Origin of the sequence: uncultured Thiodictyon sp. (assembly GCF_903828115.1) — a bacterium.
Lineage (GTDB): Bacteria > Pseudomonadota > Gammaproteobacteria > Chromatiales > Chromatiaceae > Thiodictyon.
Genome location: NZ_CAIKKU010000715.1, coordinates 1 through 4,572 on the forward strand (window position 1 = coordinate 1; position 4,572 = coordinate 4,572).

Genomic DNA, 4,572 nt, shown 5'->3' on the forward strand with positions numbered 1-4,572 from the left:
GCCATCGGCATCAAGGATGATCAAACCCCACACATGGCTACCGGGGCTGCGCGGGGGCGTTGCCCGGTGGGCGCAGGTCCGCCAGGACCTCCTCTGCCAGCGTGCGCAACTCGGGCGGGGCGCCGGCTAGGGCGTCCTCGGGATCGGCCGCGGCGGCGGCGCCCAGGGCCAGGGCGAAGGGTTGGAGGAAGTCGGCCCAGGTGCCTTCGGTCATCAGGTCCCTCAGGGCCGAACCCAGGCCGATCCCATGGCATTCCTGGGCCTGCTCCTTGAGCCGGGCGAAGGCGTCCCGATTGCCCGCGGCGGCGGTCTCGGCCAGCCGGTCGAGCGCCTGGCGGGCCAGGTCGCGGTTGCCGAGCCAGAGGTGGGATTGGAGCAGCCGATAGCGCTCGGCATGACCGTCCGGCAGTGCAAGTCCCACGGCACGGGAGTATTCGAGCTGGTCGCCGCAGCACAGCCGACCATTGGCGTGCTCCGCGGCGCGGCTGTGCGCAAGCTGTGTCAGTTCCTCCCCACTGAACCACAACCGCATAAACTCCACCAGCCAAGTCAACCGCTGCCGCAGCCGCCGCGAGGCATACCGCATCAAATACCAGACATTGAACAGCCGCTCGGCCGCCTGGTAGCCGGTACGCTTGGTCCCGGACAGCCGCGCCTTTTCCACCAGCCCCTCGGCCTCCAGCCGGGCCAATTGGCCGCTGACGGTATTGGTGGCGATGCCGGAGACCTCCCCGAGTCCGCGGGCGGAGATCGGCGCCCAGTGTTCCATTAGGTGCGCCAGCAGCTTGCGCGCCTGGTCGGAGAGGGTCTCCATGCGTGCCTTATAGAGCGGAGTCATGGTGTCGAGCAGGCGCCTAAGGTCGCTGTGGACGTCGTCGGCCCCGCCGGCGGCGAAGAGTTCGTAGAGCATGACGGTGGTGCGCGGGTTGCCGCCGGTGATGGCGCGCAGGGCCTTCAGGCGCTCCGGGCGGGTGTCGAGGTTGCGGGCCATCTCCTGGACGGCGGCCTCGCCGGTCAGGCCGCGTCCGGCACCGAAGGTGCGGGCGAGTGCGAGCATGGCCTCGCGCATCTCGGCCACCGTCAGGGCGCGCAGTTCGATCAGTTGGAAGAAGTCCCAGAAGGCGTCCTGGTAGGCGTGGTTGGACTCCAGGGACTGGTAGCTGGCCCCGAGCCAGAAGATCGCGGAGTCGTGGGAGAGGGTCTTGCGCAGCCGCCACAGGGGGGTGGCGCCGCCGTCGATCGGGGTTCCCTGGCCGGTCTTGGCGCTTTTGGGAGCGCCGGCCTCGGTGGTCCCGGCCAGGTTGGCCAGCAGCAGGTCGGTGCTGTCGATCAGCAGCAGCAGGCGCCGTTCGTTGGTCCGGACCCAGGCGTCGAGGCTGGCCAGGGCCGCGCCCTCACGCTCCGCGGCCGACAGGTCGCCGATGCGGGCGATCTCCCGGTCCAGTTGGTCCAGTTCCGCGGCCGGGGCGCCCTGGCGTTCGCGGGTATCGGCCAGGGCGTCGAGTACATTGCGCCACAGCTCGGCCAGGGTGCTGACGGTATATTGCTCCTCGGGGAAGGTAACCGGAACCCAGCCGGCGGCCAGCGCCGGATCGTCCTCCACCGCGAGCGCGAGCCGGCGCAGCAGCGTGGTCTTGCCCATGCCGCGCGCGCCCGTGATCAGCAGGTGTTGCGGCATTGCCTCCGGCGCGGTGCCGCGCAGCAGGCGCAGCAGGTCCTCAAGCTCCCGGGTGCGGACCACGAAGATGGCACGCAGCTCGGCCGGCCCCCAGAGGTGTGGGTTGTACTTGACGGTGGCGGTCAGGGCGGGGGGCTCAGCGGGCATGATTGCGCCGCCAGTAGTCGCGCAGGATGAAGGACGGGAAGGCGATGCGCTCGCCGGTGACGGCCAGGTAGCCGTCCTCTTCCAGGCCGATCATGGCGTCGTCGAGCCGGGCGGCGCGGCGATCCGGGTCGGGTTCCTGCCGGTTCAGGCGTGCCAGCAACTGGCGCCGGGTCAGGCCATCCTCAGCGGTGGCGACCACCCCCAGGATGCGTAGGGTGAAGGCCAGGTCCGGCGGCGCCAGGTCCCGCTCCAGGCGCTGGTACCAGTGGATGAAGCGCGAGCGCACCGCGAGCAGGCGGTCATAGGCGTCGTCCACATCGCCCGGTAACAGCAGCGGCGCCTCGGCGCCGGTCTCCTGGCGGCGATCCCGGGCCGCAGACAGAGCCGTGTCGAGCAGCAGGTTGAGATAGAAGGGGGAGAGCCAGCCGGCGCGCTCGCACAGGTGGGCCAGGGTCGCGGGGTCCGGCGTCCAGCCCTCCCGTTGGCACTGGGTCTGAAGCATCTCCAGGGCCGCGCGTTCCTTGAAGGGACCGAGCCGCAAATCGTAGCAGTCATTGAAATAGGTGCTGAGGCCGTGCCGGTCCAGGAGTGCATTGAGCCCGATGGAGCCGGAGAAGAGGAAGCGGCAGGTGAGCCCGCTGTGCTGGCGCCAGGCACGCAGCCAGGACAGGAGCCTTACCGTATCGGTCGCGTCCCGTCCCAGGGCCTTTTCCAGAAAGACGGAAACCTCATCGATGAGCAGGAGCACCGGGGCCGCGGACAACCGTTGTTGCAGGCGCCGGGCCTTGGCCGACCAGGCCGCCTCCGACGGGGCCTGGATCTCGATACCCGCGCCGAGGTCGCCGGGGAGATGCAGGCCGACCTTGCGGACCCGCGCCATCCAGTCCCTCATCGGCTTGCCGGCGGTACGCAGGTGACCGGCGATGGTTTCATCGGCAACAGCACGGTCCAAGGCATCGATGAAGGCTGCGGCCGTGTCGAGCCCGCCCACGTCCTCCAGGCGGGCGACCAGCCCGTGCCCCGGCGCCTCCTCGGCCAGGCGCTGCAAGAGCGAGGTCTTGCCCAGGCGTCGGGGACCGCTGAGCACGACATGGTTCCCCTCCAGATGGCGCCACAGGTCCGCACGCTCGTTCACCCGGTCGAAGAAGTCGTCACCGTCCGCCTTGTTGCCCAATCTGATCGGCATGGCCGTCGCTCCAGCGTGATTCGTTGGGGATCAGGATACTTCAAAACTGACGCGCGTCAAATCTGAAGTGAATCGTTGCTAAAGTCGGTGGCAGGAGCCGCCGCGCGAGCCTTGATCCGATGCTAACCAGCAGATTTATCTGCGAGATCGCGCCGCACTGGGGTGCGGCGCTCCCAGGCCGGGCCGGACAGCAAGTGAGACTTGACTTAATGGCAGTGGGGCGATAGGAGCAACGGTGCAGGAACCGCGCCGTCGCGGCCGGCGCGTCACGCCCGCGTCGGCCGGCCGCGTCCGTGCCAGAATGGCGCACCCCATCCGGTACCGAGGCGCCATGCTCCCGATCGTCGACCGCTACATCCTGGGCGAGGTCGCCAAGACCCTGCTGGCGATCCTGATCACGCTGATGCTGATCGTCGCCAGCATGCTCTTTCTGCGGACCCTGGAGGAGGTGAACCTGGGGGCCCTGAACGCCGACCTGGTGCTGCGCTTCCTGGGGCTGCAACTGGTACGCGATACCGCGACCCTGCTGCCGCCGTCCTTCTTCATCGCCGCCCTGGGGGCGCTGAGCCGCCTGGCCCGGGACAGTGAGTTGGTGGCGCTCAATGCCTGCGGTATCGGGCCGCGGCGCCTGTACCGGGCACTCGTGCTGCTGGCGCTGCCGGTAGCGCTCGTCACGGGCTGGTTCGCCCTGGTCCTGCAGCCCTGGGCGGCGGCGGGGATCGCCGAGATCCGCCTCCAGCAGAAGGATCAGGCGACCCAGATCGCCGGGGTTCAGGCCGGGCGTTTCTACACGGAAGAAGGGGGAAAGGTCGTCGTCTATGTCGGGGCCATCGCCAAGGGTAAGGGCCTGGAGCGGGTCTTCGTCCTCGATCGGCAAGGGGATAAGACGCGCATCGTGGTCAGCGACAGCGGTCGCCACCGGGTGGATGAGCGCACCGGCGATCACCTGGTGACACTCATCGACGGACACCGCTTCGACGGTAACGCGGGGGAGGGCAATTATCTGATCGCCCGCTTTCGTGAGTATCAGTTGCGGGTCGCGGGCCAGGGCCCCGAGCCGCAGGTGACCAAGAAGTCCACCACGCCCTCCCTGGACCTGCTGGAGTCCGCGGACCCCCTGGCGCGGGCCGAACTGGAGCACCGTATCGCCGCCCCCCTGGCGATCTTCACCCTGCTGCTGATCGCGGTCCCCTTGGTCGCCATCTCACCCAGGCAAAAGACCTCCGGGCGACTCTTGCTCGCCTTTCTTGCCTACTTCACCTTCTTCAATCTGCAGCAGTTGGCGGAGACCTGGTTGGGGAATGGGACGACCCCGCTGTGGTTGACCAGTTTCTGGTACCAGGTGCTGGTCCTGGTCCTGGTCTATCTGGTGATGCTGCCGGAGACACGCTGGTACAAGGTCCTGCGCGAGCGCCTCGGGCGGGGACACCCTGGCCCCGGGGGCGATCGAGACTGATGTGGTGACCGAGATCCCGGGTACGCTATCGTTGTCGTTGTCGTTGTCGTAATCGTAATCGTAATCGTAATCGTAATCGTAATCGAATAATCCGACCACGATTAC

Annotated in this window: 3 protein-coding genes; 1 reads left to right on the forward strand and 2 read right to left on the reverse strand. The window is 68.1% G+C overall.

The genetic code is table 11. The features are described 5' to 3' along the window. Window positions 1-37 precede the first annotated feature (37 nt). Together QZY48_RS26775 and QZY48_RS26780 are read right to left on the reverse strand one after the other, a co-directional pair. Window positions 38-1,825 (reverse strand): AAA family ATPase, encoded by a 1,788-nt coding sequence (locus tag QZY48_RS26775; RefSeq protein ID WP_295436600.1) that lies wholly within the window; start codon window positions 1,823-1,825, stop codon window positions 38-40. Further along, window positions 1,815-3,011: a hypothetical protein gene (locus QZY48_RS26780; RefSeq protein WP_295436601.1), complete on the reverse strand. Its 1,197-nt coding sequence runs from the start codon at window positions 3,009-3,011 to the stop codon at window positions 1,815-1,817. Before QZY48_RS26780 ends, QZY48_RS26775 begins: the two co-directional genes overlap by 11 nt. Window positions 3,012-3,342: 331 nt before the next feature. Here QZY48_RS26780 and lptF point away from each other — a divergent pair, with 331 nt between their 5' ends. Further along, window positions 3,343-4,467, forward strand: coding sequence for an LPS export ABC transporter permease LptF (lptF, locus tag QZY48_RS26785; protein WP_295436603.1), 1,125 nt, complete (start codon window positions 3,343-3,345; stop codon window positions 4,465-4,467). Window positions 4,468-4,572: the final 105 nt, after the last annotated feature.

Bases quoted from the DNA above. Each gene is read 5' to 3' on its own strand.
- QZY48_RS26775 (WP_295436600.1), bottom strand. From the start codon at position 1,825: ATGCCCGCTGAGCCCCCCGCCCTGACCGCCACCGTCAAGTACAACCCA.
- lptF (WP_295436603.1), top strand. From the start codon at position 3,343: ATGCTCCCGATCGTCGACCGCTACATCCTGGGCGAGGTCGCCAAGACC.
- QZY48_RS26780 (WP_295436601.1), bottom strand. From the start codon at position 3,011: ATGCCGATCAGATTGGGCAACAAGGCGGACGGTGACGACTTCTTCGAC.